The 16,353-nt window shown below is 59.9% G+C and carries 13 protein-coding genes; 9 read left to right on the top strand and 4 right to left on the bottom strand.

Translation table 11 applies throughout. From position 1 onward, the window contains the following. The first annotated feature begins 39 nt into the window (after nucleotides 1-39). The 5 genes from pheT to AAAX72_RS05705 all read left to right on the top strand — a co-directional run bounded on the left by pheT (nucleotide 40) and on the right by AAAX72_RS05705 (nucleotide 6,382). Nucleotides 40-2,493: a phenylalanine--tRNA ligase subunit beta gene (pheT, locus tag AAAX72_RS05725; protein WP_349129475.1), complete on the top strand. Its 2,454-nt coding sequence runs from the start codon at nucleotides 40-42 to the stop codon at nucleotides 2,491-2,493. 246 nt (nucleotides 2,494-2,739) lie between these two features. Beyond that, entirely contained in the window at nucleotides 2,740-3,825 is a 1,086-nt protein-coding gene (gene cbiM / locus AAAX72_RS05720) for a cobalt transporter CbiM (RefSeq protein WP_349129473.1), read from the top strand. Beyond that, nucleotides 3,803-4,639 (top strand): energy-coupling factor transporter transmembrane component T, encoded by an 837-nt coding sequence (locus tag AAAX72_RS05715; RefSeq protein ID WP_349129472.1) that lies wholly within the window; start codon nucleotides 3,803-3,805, stop codon nucleotides 4,637-4,639. Before cbiM ends, AAAX72_RS05715 begins: the two co-directional genes overlap by 23 nt. A gap of 44 nt (nucleotides 4,640-4,683) precedes the next feature. Then, nucleotides 4,684-5,454 (top strand): ABC transporter ATP-binding protein, encoded by a 771-nt coding sequence (locus AAAX72_RS05710; RefSeq protein ID WP_346977597.1) that lies wholly within the window; start codon nucleotides 4,684-4,686, stop codon nucleotides 5,452-5,454. Nucleotides 5,455-5,533: 79 nt separating this feature from the next. Next, complete coding sequence (locus AAAX72_RS05705; RefSeq protein ID WP_349129471.1) at nucleotides 5,534-6,382, top strand: hypothetical protein; 849 nt, start codon at nucleotides 5,534-5,536, stop codon at nucleotides 6,380-6,382. Here AAAX72_RS05705 and AAAX72_RS05700 read toward each other — a convergent pair. Continuing rightward, entirely contained in the window at nucleotides 6,379-7,452 is a 1,074-nt protein-coding gene (locus AAAX72_RS05700) for a hypothetical protein (RefSeq protein WP_349129470.1), read from the bottom strand. The genes AAAX72_RS05705 and AAAX72_RS05700 overlap by 4 nt on opposite strands. Before the next feature lie 423 nt (nucleotides 7,453-7,875). Further along, on the bottom strand, nucleotides 7,876-9,336 hold the full coding sequence (gene pyk, locus AAAX72_RS05695) for a pyruvate kinase (RefSeq protein WP_349129469.1): 1,461 nt from the start codon (nucleotides 9,334-9,336) through the stop codon (nucleotides 7,876-7,878). 442 nt (nucleotides 9,337-9,778) lie between these two features. Here pyk and AAAX72_RS05690 point away from each other — a divergent pair, with 442 nt between their 5' ends. After that, nucleotides 9,779-12,460, top strand: a complete 2,682-nt coding sequence (locus tag AAAX72_RS05690) for a cation-translocating P-type ATPase (RefSeq protein WP_349129468.1) — start codon at nucleotides 9,779-9,781, stop codon at nucleotides 12,458-12,460. Nucleotides 12,461-13,055: 595 nt separating this feature from the next. Here AAAX72_RS05690 and AAAX72_RS05685 read toward each other — a convergent pair. Both AAAX72_RS05685 and AAAX72_RS05680 read right to left on the bottom strand, forming a co-directional pair. Further along, entirely contained in the window at nucleotides 13,056-13,553 is a 498-nt protein-coding gene (locus tag AAAX72_RS05685; RefSeq protein WP_349129466.1) for a hypothetical protein, read from the bottom strand. A gap of 17 nt (nucleotides 13,554-13,570) precedes the next feature. Beyond that, nucleotides 13,571-14,005: a hypothetical protein gene (locus AAAX72_RS05680; RefSeq protein ID WP_195621189.1), complete on the bottom strand. Its 435-nt coding sequence runs from the start codon at nucleotides 14,003-14,005 to the stop codon at nucleotides 13,571-13,573. A gap of 161 nt (nucleotides 14,006-14,166) precedes the next feature. Between AAAX72_RS05680 and AAAX72_RS05675 the strand changes: the two genes are divergently transcribed. From AAAX72_RS05675 to rsgA, 3 genes are all read left to right on the top strand, one after another. Then, the gene (locus tag AAAX72_RS05675; RefSeq protein ID WP_138339735.1) at nucleotides 14,167-14,655 is read left to right on the top strand and encodes a hypothetical protein; all 489 of its coding nucleotides are present in this window, start codon (nucleotides 14,167-14,169) and stop codon (nucleotides 14,653-14,655) included. An 11-nt stretch (nucleotides 14,656-14,666) separates the two neighbouring features. Continuing rightward, nucleotides 14,667-14,918: a helix-turn-helix transcriptional regulator gene (locus tag AAAX72_RS05670; protein ID WP_118266160.1), complete on the top strand. Its 252-nt coding sequence runs from the start codon at nucleotides 14,667-14,669 to the stop codon at nucleotides 14,916-14,918. Nucleotides 14,919-15,064: 146 nt separating this feature from the next. Next, the gene (gene rsgA / locus AAAX72_RS05665) at nucleotides 15,065-16,144 is read left to right on the top strand and encodes a ribosome small subunit-dependent GTPase A (RefSeq protein ID WP_349129500.1); all 1,080 of its coding nucleotides are present in this window, start codon (nucleotides 15,065-15,067) and stop codon (nucleotides 16,142-16,144) included. Nucleotides 16,145-16,353: the final 209 nt, after the last annotated feature.

The raw sequence follows: 16,353 nt of genomic DNA, 5'->3' as shown, positions 1-16,353 counted from the left end.
ATTCCTCCCTATGCGGAGATTAAGAACTAGGAGAGCTACATGCGCGTTTCTTACGACTGGCTCAAGACCATGATCGATATTCCGGAGGATCCCAAGACCCTTTCGGACGAATATATCCGTACCGGCACCGAGGTCGAGGCAATCGACACCGTGGGCGAGTCCTTCGACCACGTGGTGACCGCCAAGGTGCTCACCAAGACCCCGCACCCCGATAGCGACCACATGTATGTGTGCTCGGTCGATGTGGGCGACAAGAATCTCGACGCCGACGGCAACTCCGCTCCGCTGCAGATCGTCTGCGGCGCGCAGAACTTTGAGGCCGGCGACCACATCGTCACGGCCATGATCGGTGCTGTGCTTCCCGGCGACGTCAAGATCAAGAAGAGCAAGCTTCGCGGCGTCGTGTCCATGGGCATGAACTGCTCTGCGCGCGAGCTCGGCCTGGGCGGCGACCACTCCGGCATCATGATTCTGCCCGAGGATACGCCTTGCGGCATGCCGTTTGCCGAGTACGTGGGCTCGAGCGACACCGTGCTCGACTGCGAGATCACGCCCAACCGTCCCGACTGCCTGTCCATGATCGGCATGGCCCGCGAGACCGGTGCCATCTTCGACCGCGATTTCCACGTTGAGCTGCCCGCCATCAAGGCCGAGACCGGCCGCGCGACCGACGACGAGCTTTCGGTCGAGATTGCCGACGAAGGCCTGTGCGACCGCTACGTCGCCCGCATCGTGCGCAACGTGAAGGTCGGCCCCTCGCCTGACTGGATGGTCAAGCGCCTCAACGCCTTGGGCGTGCGTCCGCACAACAACATCGTCGACATCACCAACTACGTGATGATGCTTACCGGTCAGCCGCTGCACGCCTTTGACCTGGACACCTTTGCCGAGCGCGATGGCCACCGTCGCGTGGTGGTTCGCGCCGCCCAGCAGGATGAGAAGTTCACGACGCTCGACGGCGAGGAACGCACGCTCGACGCCGGCATGGGCCTCATCACAGACGGCGAACGTCCTGTGGCGTTGGCCGGTGTTATGGGCGGCATGGATTCCGAGATCGAGGACGACACCGTCGACGTGATGGTCGAGAGTGCCTGCTTCAACGCCGGTCGCACCTCGCACACCAGCCGTGACCTGTCGCTGATCTCCGACGCCTCCATCCGCTTTGAGCGCCAGGTCGACGAGACCGGCTGCGTGGATGTCGCCAACGTTACCTGCGCGCTGATCGAGGAGATCGCCGGCGGCGAGGTCGCTCCCGGCTATGTGGACGTGTTCCCCGCGCCCAAGACCATCGACAGCATCAAGCTGCGCCTGGCCCGCGTGCACGCCATTTGCGGTGCCGACATCGAGCCCGAGTTTATCGAGCGTTCGCTCACCCGCCTGGGCTGCACCGTCGAACGCGACGGCGAGGACTTTATGGTCACGCCGCCGAGCTTCCGTCCTGACCTGCCGCGTGAGATCGACCTGATCGAGGAGGTCCTGCGCCTGTGGGGTATGGGACGTGTGACGGCGACCATTCCGGCTGCCAAGAACCACATCGGCGGCCTGACCCGCGAGCAGAAGCTCACCCGCAAGGTCGGCGAGATCCTGCGCGCCTGTGGCCTCAACGAGACCACGACCTTTGGCTTTGCCGCCCCGGGCGACCTGGAGAAGATCGGTATGTCCACCGAGGGCCGCGGTTGCCCCGTGGTGCTCATGAACCCGCTGGTGGCCGAGCAGACCGAGATGCGCCGCTCGCTGCTGCCGGGCCTGCTGCAATCCGTGGCCTATAACGAGGCCCACGGCACGCCCAACGTGCATCTGTACGAGGTCGGCAGCCTGTTCCACGGTCGCGAGAACGCCAGCCTGCCCAAGGAGACCAAGTCCGTGGCGGGCGTGCTCTCGGGCCAGTGGAGTGAGCGGTCTTGGAACATGAAGTACCGCAAGCTGCGCTTCTTCTTTGGCAAGGGCATTGTCGAGGAGCTGCTTGCCCAGCTGCGCATCGAGAAGGTTCGCTTCCGTCCCGTCGAGGGCGAGGGCTACGCTTTCTTGCAGCCGGGTCGTGCGGCCGAGGTTCTGTCCGGCGGCACCGTGCTGGGCTGGGTCGGCGAGATTCACCCCGAGGCGCGCGAGGCGATGGGCATTGACGAGGTCGTCGTTGCCTTTGAGCTCGACCTGGACAAGCTGATCAAGGGTGCCCGCAACCAGGAGAACTACCGTGAGTTCTCGCAGTACCCGGCCGTTGAACACGACCTTGCTATCGTGGTCGACAACACTGTGACCTGCGAGGATCTCGAGCGTCGTATTACGAGTGCCGGCGGCAAGCTGCTCGAGGGCGTGCGTCTGTTCGACGTCTACCGCGATCCCATCCGTATCGGTGCGGGCAAGAAGTCCATGGCCTTTGCGCTTACGTATCGCTCCGACGACCACACGCTCACCAGCGAAGAGGTCGAAAAGGCGCACCAGAAGATCGTCACCAAGGTGTGCAAGGGCGTAAACGGCGAGGTCCGCGGCTAGGTCCTGCGCTGGGGTATGGGTCAGCGGTGGCTGCTGCCGAATCCTACGTGACTGCTATGCCCGGTATAAGGCGCTGCTGAGCCTGCATATATGACACGCGCATTACATAACGGCGTGCTGCTTTGTCGGCAGTGCGCCGTTTTGCTATGATAGCCCGCGGCGTGTTACGAATCTGACATTACGTAACACTGGAAAGGTGATTCAAGCGGCGTTGCAATTCCGTGCGCCGATAACCGGGAGGCGTACATGCACATTCCAGATAATTATCTGTCCCCGCAGACCGATGCCGTCATGGCAGTGGCGATGGTGCCCGTTTGGATCCACTGCATCAAGAAAGTGCGCGCCACGCTCGATCGCGAGCACATGGCTTTCCTGGGCATCTGCGCCGCGTTCTCCTTCCTGCTTATGATGTTCAATGTGCCGCTGCCCGGCGGCACCACAGGTCACGCCGTCGGCGGCGCGCTCATTGCACTGCTGCTAGGCCCCGAGGCCGCGGCTATCGCTGTCTCGGTTGCGCTGGCGCTGCAGGCGCTGCTGTTTGGCGACGGCGGCGTTCTGTCGTTTGGCGCTAACTGCTTTAACATGGCCTTTGTGCTGCCGTTTGTCGCTGCTATCGTGTTCCGTGCACTCAACAGCCGCCTGCACGACAAGAGCTGGGGCACCTCGGTTTCTGCCGTCGTGAGCGGTTGGGTCGGCCTGTGCCTGGCGGCCCTGTGCGCGGCAATCGAGTTTGGTATTCAGCCGATGCTCTTTACCAACGCTTCGGGCGCGCCGCTGTACTGCCCCTTCCCGCTGTCCGTGGCTATTCCGGCTATGTTGATCCCGCATATGCTGGTTGCCGGCGTGATCGAGGGCGTGGCGACGGCCGCCATCTACGGTTTCATTAAGAAGACGGCGCCGAGCGTTATCGTCGGGCCCGAGGCCGTCGATGGCCAGCTTACTGCCGAGGGCGCTGCTGCCAAGAAGACCTCGCTGGTCCCCACGCTCATCTTGGTTGCCGCGCTTGTCGTGGCTACGCCGCTCGGCTTGCTTGCCACAGGTGACGCATGGGGCGAGTGGGACGCCGAGGGCGCCGCGACCGCCGTTCAGGAGGCTGGTGACGACAGCCTGCAGGCTTCGGTCGGCCTTGATACCCCGACCTTTGCCGACGCTCTGCCTACGGGTGATTACCTGCAGGCCTATTCCGAGGAGCAGGGTCTTGGCTTTGCCGGTCAGGCTGCCATGTATATCCTGTCCGGCGTGATTGGCGTGGCGGTGCTTACCATCGCATTCCGTCTGATCTCGCTGACGGTTAAGGAAAGCGGTGCTCATGGCAATAGCCGAGCTGCCTAGCTGGCTTGCGGCCGAGGAGCGATATGAGCCCGTGGGGGCTCGGCATCGTGTGATGCAAAAGAATGTCCTGCACCTGGCGAGCCTGCTTGAGCGGGTTCGCCTGGGTGGAGGCGCGCACGAGGGCGGGTCGATGGTCGACCGCGCCCTTTCTTGCGTTTCGGCTCCGGTGCGCCTGGTGGGGATGTTCGTTTGCGTCCTGTGCGTGTGTCTGACGCAGAGCCCGCTGTACCTGATGCTGATGGCGGCTATCGCGCTGGTGCTGGTCGCGGTGCGCCCCGCGCGCGGGTTGCGCGCGACTTTTGTACCGGCGCTTGGCGCCACGGGGCTTGCGGTGGTTCTGGCGCTGCCTGCCCTGTTGCCGAGCGCGTCTGCCATGGGCGCCATGCTCAAGATCGCGCTCAAGACGTTTATTAATGTGTCGCTGGTGCTGGGTGTTTCGTGGACGCTCACCTGGAGCCGCATGTCGGCGGCGCTCAAAATGCTGCACCTGCCCGACGAGGTTATCTTTACGTTTGATATGGCGCTCAAGCATATTGAGGTGCTGGGACGCACGGCGCACGATCTGTGCGAATCGGTCATGCTGCGCAGCGTCGGTTCCGCGCCTGCGGGTTTTTCGCGCACCGATTCGCTGGCGGGTATCATGGGCATGACGTTTATCAAGGCGATGGAATGCAGCCGCGCGATGGACGAGGCCATGCTCTGCCGCGGCTTTGCCGGCGCGTATCCGGCTCCCGCGCGGAGCGGCTTTGGCTGGCGCGATGCGGTCTATGCGGTCGGCGTGGCGTTGCTCGCCGTGTTGTGTGCGGTACTGTAGCGCGGGCGGTCTAGCCGTCGATGTGAGTAGGGAAGGGCGACGTTTTGACGATCGATATGAATAGTGCGGCGGGCACGAACGGTGCGGGCGGCGCCGAGGGCGCGCCGCTTATTGAGTTGCGCGACGTGGTGTTCTCCTATGCGGGGCATACGGTTGTCGATGGCGTGTCGCTGCAGGTCGATCGTGGTGAACTCGTTGCCCTGCTCGGTCCCAACGGCTGCGGTAAGACGACGATTATGCGTCTTATTAACGGCCTTGAACTCGCGGACGCAGGGGCATACCTGTTTGACGGGTGTATGGTCGATGCGGCATATCTCAAGGATTCCGCGACGGCCCAGCGGTTCCATCAGCGCGTGGGTTTTGTGTTCCAGAATGCCGACGCCCAGTTGTTCTGCGCTACGGTGGGTGAGGAAGTTGCTTTTGGTCCCGCGCAGATGGGGCTGCCGGCAGACGAGCTCGACCGTCGCGTGCACGATGCCATGGAACTGTTTCAAGTTGCCGACCTGGTCGATGCCTCGCCCTATCAGCTTTCGGGTGGGCAAAAGAAGCGTGTGGCGCTGGCGGCAGTCGTATCGATGAACCCCGATATCTTGGTTCTCGACGAACCTACTAATGGGCTCGACGAGGATTCATGCGACATCGTGGTCAACTTCTTGCTGGCCTACGTCGCGGCGGGTAAGACGGTCTTGATGAGCACGCATCACCAGGATTTGGTGCGCCGCCTGGGTGCCCGCGCCATCTATATCGATCGATATCACCATGTGGTCGAGGCGCCTTCGCCGTCGTATGGAACCGAAAGCGGTGCTACGGACTAGTTGCTGCGTAGAGCGTGCGTAGCCGCCCGCGCGGCTTTGCCGTGATGGTATAGTTATCCAGGTTTTTATGGGGGTGGCTATGCCAAGCTGGAACATTCATATCGCTCAGACGGAGCGTTTGCTGGAGCGCACCGGTGCGCTTGCCAATAGCGTGCGCGACCGCAATGCCTTTTTGTTTGGCTGCGTGGTTCCGGATATTTTCGTGGGCTATATGGTCCCTGGCATCGCCGATCCCATCCCGTACCGCATTACGCACTTTGCAAAGCCCGAGCCTATCCCTAAGCCGCGCGAGCATGAGTTTTGGGACACCTATGTGGCGCCGCTGCTCAAAGGGGCGCCTGTTGGTACGCCGGCTGACGCGACCTCGATTGTCGAGGAGCGCGAGCGACTCAATCGGGTGCATTATCCCCAACGCTACAAGGATGCCGAGCCGGTTGCCGGTCCCGGTGCTAGCGAGCTTTCGCTCGCGCCCGATGACGTGGCGCAGTCGCTGCTCGATCTGACGCTGGGCGTTTGGTCTCACCTCGTGGCCGATACCGTGTGGAATACGCGCGTGAATCAGTACCTGGAGGCGCACGGCGGCAAACCGTGCGAGGAATTCCGCATTAAAAAGCAAGGCGACTTTGACTGGTTTGGCAAGACACTCGGCATCGTTTCGATTCCGCGCGCGACCGATCGCCTGTATACTGCGGCGACCCGTTTTGGTCAGTATCCCATCCATAAGGAGTATGTGCTCAAGACCATCGGCGTTATACACGAGATCGTGCGCGAAAACCCCGGCGAGCCCGACCATCCGCCATACCGCCTGCTGACCGAGGAATTCTTCGACGCAACGTTTACCGAGGTCATCGAGCTGACCGAGGCGGGTTTTGCCGCCCGTGTCGAATCGCCCGATGTGCCTGCTCTGCCCCTGATTGCTAGCTGCTAGCTGGCCGGCCCGGCAGTGAATAGCTCAACCCAATCGACAAGTAGCTCTTGCCGTAAGGTATCTTCGGCAATGCGCTCCTGTTTGGTCTTTGGGATGTGGGGAAGCCCGGCCTTTTTATGGATGAGCTCGGCTATGTGGTCGAAGCTCTTCTTCTCCTTGATCTGGTCATAGGTAATTTGGATGACGTCGTAGCCCATGCTTGTGAGTGCGGTGGCGCGCTCGGCATCGGAGAGGCTCGCGGCTTCGCTGTCGTGGGCAGAGCGGCCTTGGCATTCCAGAATGACGCCCATGCTGTCGGTGGCGCTTTCGATGAGGATATCGGCGTAGCAGCAGGTTTTGTCATACAGCGAACGTGCGGCTTCACTGAGCGGGATGCGCGCGTTGTTGGCGATCTCGATGCCCTGGCCGCCCTCGTCGCGGGGGAGCGAGATAAGCATGGAGGTCTGTACTTCGAAGGGCGAGGCGGCCTGCCCCGTCATGTGCTCGGCCGCCCAGCGCAGTTGTTTGACGCCGCGCAGGCCTGCGGCTTGCTTGGCGAACGCGGCGATATCCGTTGCGGTAAGAAGCGGCGTGCGCTTCCACAAGTTGGTGTCATTGCCCTTGGTGTCGTTAACTCGCTCCCAGCCGCAGTTGGGTGGAATGAACTTAAGCGAAATAGCTTCATCGAGTTGTTGTTGCGTTCGCTCGCAGGGCTTAAACACTGCAAAGGAGCCGCACATCTCGTAGCAGGCCATGAGTAACTGGCTGCGTGAGACCTGCGTGGCAAGGCTGAGCAGCGTGAACTCCGGTGACGTGACATCAAGCCCATGTTCAGTCTGCCTAAACGACCCCGGAGGTGGTTCTTGGGTCAGGAGGTGCGATTTAAACAGGCTTCGCGACCCGGATTGTGCCCGAGTGAATACAAGCCTGTGAAGTGGTGCGTGAAGCAGGTCTTTTACAACTGCATGACTTCCGAGGCCACAACATCTGCGATCCATATTGCCAAGGCTAATGGCGGGGTAAAGGCCTAATACCTGCAGCGGGATGCGGTAGTAGTTAAAGGCGGATTGCCCACAAAGCGTCAGGTCCATAATGCCCTCCTGGCCGAAATCATCTCTTTGAAGCGAGTGATGCCAGCGTCAATCCGGAAGTATGCGGCAAAATCTGAACCCTATGAGCGGACCTGGCTTTTGAGGCTAGTTTATCAGGCATTTTGTTGCGAAAAAACAGGGTGTGCTCGGAGGTTCCAGAATTTGCCGCATACTTCCGAAAACCAGGTCGATTTGGTTCTTGCTAAAACGATTTATCAGCCCTGTGTGAGGTGTGGGTTTGCCACCGGGCGAACACTTTTAGCGCTTGGGGCTTTATTTTTTGGGCCTCGAAGGGTGGATTTCGCGCTTTTGGTAAAGAAATGAGTGCGTGTTTTGCCGTGCGGCGGCATTGGCACAGAAAAAGGGCCCGGAAGGCGAAGCCTTCCGGGCCCTTTGCAATGCAAGTATGCTTGCAAGTGCGTTTTAGCGCACCTGAGCGACGTAAGCGACGTTGGTCGAGGAGACCTTGTCCTCGAGCTGGACGCTCATGCGGGGATCGCCGGCGGTAGCGACGGTCAGGTCGCCGGCCTCGACGTAGCCGAGCTCCTTAGCGGTCTCGATCGCCTTGACGATCGTGCCGTTGACGGTGCCCTGGGTAATCTCGGCCTGATGCGGGATAACGCCCCAGTACATGATCATCTGCTGGACGGCCCACTCGTGGCGAGAGAACGCGCAGATCGGCATGTTGGGACGGAAGTGCGAAATCAGGCGAGCGGTACGACCGGTGGTCGTCGGCACGGTGATGCACTTGGCGCCAACGGTGGTGGCCATGTTCACAGCGGACATACCCACAACGTTGTTGACGACGCGGGTGCCATGAGCGTCGGCCGGAACCTCGAGCGGAGCGTGGGCCGGGAGGTACTTCTCGGTCTCGAGAGCAATGCTGGCCTGCATCTTGACGGCCTCGACCGGGTACTTACCGGCAGCGGACTCGCCAGAGAGCATAACGGCGTCGGTGCCGTCGTAGATGGCGTTAGCAACGTCGGCAACCTCGGCGCGCGTCGGGCGCGGGTTCTGCTGCATGGAGTCGAGCATCTGCGTAGCGGTGATAACGGGCTTGTAGGCCGCGTTGCACTTGGCGATGATCTCCTTCTGGATGTGCGGAACGAGCTCGGGCTTGATCTCGATGCCCAGGTCGCCACGGGCGACCATGATGCCGTCGGAAGCCTCGAGGATCTCGTCGAAGTTCTCGACGCCCAGGGCGCACTCGATCTTCGGGAAGATCGTCACGTGCTCGCCACCGTTCTCGCGGCAAAGCTCGCGGATGCCGCGGACGGACTCGCCGTCACGGATGAAGGAAGCGGCGATGTAGTCGATGTTCTCGGTCAGGCCAAAGAGGATGTCCTGACGATCGCGCTCGGTGATGGCGGGCAGCGAGATGTTGACGTTGGGCATGTTGACGCCCTTGCGCTCGCCGATCAGGCCGTCGTTCTTAACGACGCAGGTCATATCCTGGCCGCTGACGGACTCGACCTCAAGGGCAACCAGGCCGTCATCGATCAGGATGAGGGAGCCCTTCTCGACCTCGGAGGGCAGAGCCAGGTAGTCGAGGGAGATGTGCTCAGCGGTGCCGTGGAAATCCTCGGTCGTGGGCTGAGCAGTAACGACGATCTTGTCGCCGGTCTTGACGGCAACCTTCTTGCCGTCGACCAGAAGGCCGGTGCGGACCTCGGGGCCCTTGGTGTCGAGCAGGATGCCGACGGGCATACCGAGCTCCTTGGAAATACGACGGACGCGCTCGATGCGACCGTGGTGCTCGTCGTAGGATCCGTGCGAGAAGTTAAAACGGGCGACGTTCATGCCCGCCTTGATCATCTCGCGGATGGTCTCGTCGCTATCGCAGGCGGGACCCATGGTGCATACAATCTTGGTGCGCTTGTACATTCAGACCTCCATCTGACATCGTCTTGCGCTGATAGATAAACCATAAGAAATAAAACTGAGATGATTATAACGAAATGACGACCGAATACCCTCAAAAATCGACCGTATGCCGAATTAGAAGTTCTTTTTTTGCGGTAAAAACGGTATATGAAAAATCTTTACCAACCGTTCTGACCGCTGCTATCTGGGCGATATTTCAGTTTGACGATGCGCCGAAGAAAAAACGTTTTATCAATGTTGAGCATCACACGGTCTGCATCGTTGCACTCGAGCCGTGTTTCCAATTGGAATGTTTTGGCTAGACGCGCCGCTTTGGGGTACCATAGCCCCACTATCAACTGCCGCTCAGCACGGCAGCCTTGATGAGCCCTTGCCCTTCTCCTGGGAATTATGATCGGGCATCAATCTGCTGAGTGGCCCGAATCCCAGGAGGGGACTCTATATGCAAAAGGAATACCTGTCCGCTGCGGCGGAGGTACTCAGCGACCAAGGTGTCGATGAGAACCTCGGCCTGAGCAACGACGAGGCGTCGTCGCGCCTCGCCAAGACAGGCCCTAACAAGCTCGAGGAAGCCGAGAAGACGCCGTTGTGGAAGCGCTTCTTTGAGCAGATGGCCGACCCCATGGTCATCATGCTGATCGTTGCCGCCGTCATCAGTGCACTCACGGGCATGGTCAAGGGCGAGGCGGACTTTGCCGATGTCGCCATCATCATGTTCGTCGTTATCGTCAACTCGGTGCTGGGCGTGGTCCAGGAGGCTAAAAGCGAGGAGGCCCTCGAAGCCCTGCAAGAGATGAGCGCGGCGCAGTCCAAGGTGCTGCGCGACGGCAAACTCGTGCACCTGCCGAGTGCCGAGCTCGTGCCTGGTGACGTGATCATGCTCGAGGCGGGCGACTCCGTCCCGGCCGACTGCCGCGTGCTCGAGAGCGCCACGATGAAGATCGAGGAGGCCGCCCTTACCGGCGAGTCCGTGCCTGTCGAGAAGCATGCCAACGTGATCGAGCTCGCCACCGGCACCGACGACGTGCCGCTCGGCGACCGCAAGAACATGTGCTACATGGGTTCCACCGTGGTATACGGCCGCGGCCGCGCCGTCGTGGTCGGCACCGGCATGAACACCGAGATGGGTAAGATCGCCGGCGCCCTGGCCGAGGCCAAGGAAGAGCTCACGCCGCTGCAGGTGAAGCTTGCCGAGCTCAGCCGCATCCTCACCATCATGGTTATCGTCATCTGCGTCGTTATCTTTGGCGTCGATATCATCCGCCACGGCGTGGGCAACGTTCTTACCGACCCGACCGCCCTGCTCGATACCTTTATGGTCGCCGTCTCGCTCGCCGTCGCTGCCATCCCCGAGGGCCTGGTCGCCGTCGTGACCATCGTGCTGTCGCTCGGCGTGACCAAGATGGCCAAGCGCCAGGCAATCATCCGCAAGCTTTCCGCCGTCGAGACCCTTGGCTGCACACAGACCATCTGCTCCGACAAGACCGGTACCCTCACCCAGAACAAGATGACCGTCGTCAAGCACGAGCTCGCTGCGCCTAAGGAGAAGTTCCTGGCCGGCATGGCTCTGTGCTCCGACGCCCAGTGGGACGAGGAACTGGGCGAGGCTGTGGGTGAGCCGACCGAGTGTGCGCTCGTCAACGATGCCGGCAAGGCGGGGCTCACTGGCCTGACTGCCGAGCATCCGCGCGTGGGCGAGGCCCCGTTTGACTCGGGCCGCAAGATGATGTCCGTGGTCGTCGAGACCCTGGACGGCGAGTACGAGCAGTACACCAAGGGCGCGCCCGACGTGGTGATCGGCCTGTGTACCCATATCTACGAGGGCGACAAGGTTGTCCCCCTGACCGAGGAGCGTCGCGCCGAGCTCGTGGCCGCCAACAAGGCCATGGCCGACGAGGCCCTGCGCGTGCTGGCGCTGGCGAGCCGCACCTACACCGAGGTCCCGGCCGACTGCAGCCCCGCCGCGCTCGAGCACGACCTGGTCTTCTGCGGCCTGTCCGGCATGATTGACCCGGTCCGCCCCGAGGTCGCCGACGCCATCCGCGAGGCGCACGACGCCGGTATCCGCACCGTCATGATTACGGGCGACCACATCGACACCGCCGTGGCCATCGCCAAGCAGCTGGGTATCGTCACCGATCGCAGCCAGGCCATCACAGGCGCCGACCTCGACCGCATGAGCGACGAGGAACTCGACGCGCACATCGAGGACTACGGCGTGTACGCCCGCGTTCAGCCCGAGCACAAGACCCGCATCGTCGAGGCTTGGAAGTCGCGCGACCAGATCGTCGCCATGACGGGCGACGGCGTCAACGATGCCCCGTCCATCAAGCGCGCCGACATCGGCGTCGGTATGGGCATCACCGGCACCGACGTCACCAAGAACGTTGCCGACATGGTGCTTGCCGACGACAACTTCGCCACCATCATCGGTGCCTGCGAAGAGGGCCGTCGCATCTACGACAACATCCGCAAGGTCATCCAGTTCCTGCTTTCGGCCAACCTTGCCGAGGTGTTCTCGGTGTTTATCGCCACGCTCATCGGCTTTACCATCTTCCAGCCGGTGCAGCTGCTGTGGGTGAACCTGGTTACCGACTGCTTCCCTGCGCTCGCGCTGGGCATGGAGGATGCCGAGGGCGACATCATGAAGCGCAAACCGCGCAACGCCAAGGACGGCGTCTTTGCCGGCAATATGGGTCTGGACTGCGTGGTCCAGGGCCTGATCATCACCGTGCTGGTGCTGGCGAGCTTCTTTGTGGGCGTCTACTTTGACATGGGCTACATCCACATCGCCGATATGATCGCCGGCAATGCCGACGAGGAAGGCGTGATGATGGCGTTCATCACGCTCAACATGGTCGAGATTTTCCACTGCTTCAATATGCGCAGCCGTCGTGCGTCGCTGTTCACCATGAAGAAGCAGAACAAGTGGCTGTGGGCTTCCGCCGCGCTGGCACTGGTGCTGACGGTGATCGTGACCGTGCAGCCGACGCTTGCCGAGATGTTCTTTGGCCCTGTGACGCTTGAGCTCAAGGGCGTTCTTGCCGCGCTGGGTCTGGCCTTCCTGATCATCCCGCTGATGGAGATCTACAAGGCGATCATGCGCGCGGTCGAGAAGGAGTAACGTACCTGTCCGGGCCCGCCCCACGCCCTTTCTCCCTCACTGGTCCTCGCGCTTCGCGCTGCGGGATCGTTCGGGAGAAAGGGCTTCCGGGGCGGGCCCTGCGCTATCCTTGCTGGCTTTTCTCCCGTGCGGATGAAAAGGGCTGAGGGAAAGTATGTGAGCTGGTCGGGCTTTGCCCGGCCAGCTCTTTTTTAGAGCATTTGCTCGACCGACTCTTTTTGTGAACTGGATTGTATGGGGTTGAATCGGCGACGCGTTAGGAGAAGCCGGGAACGTCGCTGAAGGGGATTTGAGGCATAAAGAGAACGATGACGGCCATAATTCCCCAGTAGATTTGCAGAGGTAGCGGAGCCGATATCAGGGCACTAAAGAAGGATAAACCCTTTTTGCTTCCATATAGCTGGACCGAGCTGAGAAGAGCAATTCCAAAAGAGATGGCACTCGGCCAGCATGCTTTGACAATGAGGCTAAGGAAATAGCATATTAATGTTATCGCTATGCACCCAATGCCCCAGAGCCACTTCTTGTTGAGGAAATACTGGATGCCCCATACACCAATTACGGGGGCAATGATGACTGGCAACATAGCCGTATCCTAACTATTTATACAACGAATGTATTCTCCGGAGTTGGGGGGATAGACGCTGCAAGGTAGACGGTACGCGTTGCCTGCGGGTACGGGGTGTCCAAGGAGTTGCTTTGCTGCATACTCAGGCCAATAACCTCCGGTTTTGCTTATGATCTTCTTAATCAGTCCGTCGATTACAAGCCCCGTTACATAGCCGATGAGTTCTTTTCCAATAAAAATGGCAATTTTGACGATCCATTCTTTAGCGCCGCGTGTGGCAGTTGCTAAATCATCCAAAGACAGGGTCTGGAATCGATCGATAATTTGGACATCTCCGTTTTCATCTAGTGCGTATGTCGTCCATCCTGTGCCGGACTCATTGACAGCTTCAATGTACTCTTCGGCAGAAGGGAACTCTACTTCAAGAGGTTGCGCCTTAGATTGCTTTGGTGAAATGGCAATTGAGCAAAGCGCAACTGCGCTTGCGATGAATGACTTACGGCTTACGGGAACGTTGCGTAGCATGTGTATCCTCCTGACATTTAGCTTGACATTGCCGTGTTGTTCAGATTCAGCCTCCAATCCGTGAAACGCATTTCAAACGAATCAAGCGTGGAAAGGTCGAACTCGGACGCTATCTTTCCTTCAGAGATGGCAAAAATTGAAGGATAAAACTCGAATGACGGCAGAAGCGCCTTAAGTGTTTCCCTATCAACCTCCTTTTGGCTCTTAGGGACAACGAGGATCTCGATGTCGTTCTTGAGACTCGGCGAAAGCGAGCGTTCTGCCGCACGGAGCTCTTCACAGGCCGGGCAGCCCTCCAGCTCAATTTGCACGATAAAAGATTCGCCTCTGCTTAATTTCGATCGAAATTCGGGCAATGAGATATTGATTGGATCGGAATTGGTTCGTACTGACGAGAAGAGGGCGAAAAGGGACAGCGATAAGATAAGGATAAGGACGGCTTGCTTTCTCATGGGTCCTCCAAACTCTATAAAGGTAAATTACTTTATATAAAACATTAAATAAAGAGTTTTAAAAATGAACGGTATTGATTTGCTGGTAAATGGTTTTGAGCGAGAGCGGTTGGATTGAAAAGTACAATGAACGCAGGGAAATAAGGAAAAAAGGAGGAGAAATGAAAGATCGCGATATACATCTGCGGTTGACGACGAGTTTTCTGACAATCTTCTGTATCGCCCTGGCGGTTCAAGCGCTATGTTGCGTGGTGTTGTTCGTTCATCTTGCGAACCTGTTGCTCATCGAGGGTATCTCTGCGGTGAGCGGCGGATTTCTGCTCTTGTTTATGGTTAGCACGCTTTGCGACGCTGCAACGTTTCTTCTGTTTACGATTCTGACGGCGAAAGTCAGGCATGAGGGTCGTCCTTTTGGTAAGTGGCAGACCAGGATTTTGGTCGCGGCTGGCCTCCTGATGTCGGTAAAAGCCGTCATCAGCATCATATGGCCGACGATTCAATTGCCATACAGCAATGTTCTTGGAACGGCTGAGCCCGTGTTTCCCGAGTTTGATTTTCAATCGCTTTCTTACGGACTCGTTTTCTTTGCGTTGGCGGGGGTCTTTGAATACGGTAGGGTATTGCAGGAAGATGCAGACGAGATTCTCTAGGGGGTGGCACGGTGCCGATTGTTATGCGTCTTGACCGCGTGATGGCGGACCGTAAAATCTCGTCGCAGGAACTTGCCGAAATCATTGGAATATCGCCTGTTAATCTGTCTCGAATTAAAACGGGAAGACTCAAGGGGATCCGCTTTTCTACACTTCAAGCAATGTGCGAGGCGCTTCATTGCAAGCCCGGCGACATCATCGATTGGATGGATGATGACGAGTACGCCGCAGCATTTGGTAAGTCGGACGGAACAATGCGTTAAAATACCTGCTCAGTTGTGTGGTTTTGTGCTGGGAGGCGCTTGTGGGCAAGGCTAAGGCGAAGGCGAAGAAAAAGACGACGGGGGCGCGGGCTAAGCGCGATCGTCGTCGGAAGCTTGCGACCGAAGTCCCCGCGTCTGCCGAGGAGCTGCTGGCAAGCGTGCCAGGGCTCGACGCGCTGCAGGATGTTCCGGCGTTCGACGACCTGCCGATCGATGATGCTCAGCAAGCGGCATTTGACGACTTTTGCGCCCAGGCCGAGGAGCCCGAGCAGATGCAACTTGGTGCCGTGGTGCGCCTGGATCGCGGGTTTCCGCTGGTGGCGACTGCCGATGACACCTTTCGTGCCGAGCATGCCGTGGGGTTTGCCAAGTCGCGTGGCGAGGATGAGGTTCTGCTGCCCGCCGTGGGCGACCGCGTGGCGGTGCGCCGTGCGCCCGGGCATGACATGGGCGTGATCGAGTGCGTGCTGCCACGCCGCACGAGTTTTGAGCGTTGGCGCGGTCGCGCTCGCGGTGATCGTCAGGTACTTTGCTCCAACGTGGATAGCGTGCTGATCGTGCAGGCGCTCGGCGCCGGCGAGGTGCTGCTCGACCGCGTGGCGCGCTCGCTGGTGTTGGCGCTCGACTGCGATGCCGAGCCGGTGGTGGTACTCACCAAGGCCGACCGCTGCGACGCCAATGAGCTCGAGCGCGATCTGGACCGCGTACACCGCTTGGTGGGTCCGGATGTGCGCGTAATCGTGACATCTTCTGCCGAGGGCCGTGGCCTGGACGAGGTTCGCGCCTGCGTGCCCGCCGGAAGCTGCGCCATGATCCTGGGCGAGTCGGGTGCCGGCAAGTCGACGCTGCTCAATGCGCTGTTGGGCCACGATACGTTGGCTACCGGCGGCGTGCGTGAACGCGATGACCAGGGCCGCCATACCACCGTCGCGCGCGTGATGGTGGCGCTGCCAGGCGACGCCGGCGTTATTGCCGACGCCCCGGGCCTGCGCAGTTTGCCGCTCGTGGGTCATGAGCGGGGCTTAGCGCGCGCGTTTCCCGAGATCGTCGAGACGTCGCGTGCGTGCCGGTTTGGCGACTGTACGCATACTCACGAACCGGGCTGCGCCGTTCGCGAGGCCGAGGATGCCGGGCAGATCGACAGCCTGCGTTTGGAGACGTTCCAAAACTTGGCGTCATCCATGCGCGTGAGTGCACAGATGCTCGATCCCGATGTCCATCTGTAATTGAATCTACCTATGACAGCCGTCTCCCAACGGTACGGGAGGCGGCTTTTTTGCTGTTGATGCACCCTTAAACGTGCATTTTGCCGACGTGCTGACCAAAACCTTGCCACGAGCTTGACGGGCCGGTCAGCTTTTGGTCGGCAATTGGTTTGACACTCAAAACCAAGATTGCGATCGCGTCGTTTTGCCGCTTGCCCGCTCGGACAATG

It is taken from the genome of Collinsella sp. CLA-ER-H8, assembly GCF_040092335.1.
Taxonomy (GTDB): Bacteria; Actinomycetota; Coriobacteriia; order Coriobacteriales; family Coriobacteriaceae; genus Collinsella.
The sequence above is the reverse complement of the archived record's forward strand: the minus strand, read 5'-3'. Positions and strand labels throughout refer to the sequence as shown.